1 protein-coding gene is annotated in these 242 nt (G+C 59.5%); it reads left to right on the top strand.

Going from position 1 to position 242, the window contains the following annotated elements:
• A partial coding sequence (locus FGT79_RS30820; RefSeq protein WP_212758677.1) for an IPT/TIG domain-containing protein occupies positions 1–242 on the top strand: 242 nt, incomplete at both ends.

Raw genomic sequence — 242 nt, 5'->3', positions numbered from 1 at the left:
ACATCGGTGGCGGACCAGTATACGTTCATAGCTGCGCCGACGATCACTAGTATTTCGCCGACGGCGGGCCCGACGACTGGAGGAACGACCGTCACGTTGACCGGTACGAATCTGTCTGGTGCAACAGCGGTGACGTTTGGTGGAACGGCGGCGACGGGCTTTACCGTAAATTCAGCAACGCAAATCACAGCAACGGCTCCGGCTGGCTCGGGAACTGTAGACGTGAGGGTAACAACGGCGGG

This window comes from Paenibacillus sinopodophylli, from assembly GCF_005930355.1.
GTDB lineage: Bacteria > Bacillota > Bacilli > Paenibacillales > Paenibacillaceae > Pristimantibacillus > Pristimantibacillus sinopodophylli.
This window is presented reverse-complemented; position numbering and strand designations above follow the sequence as displayed.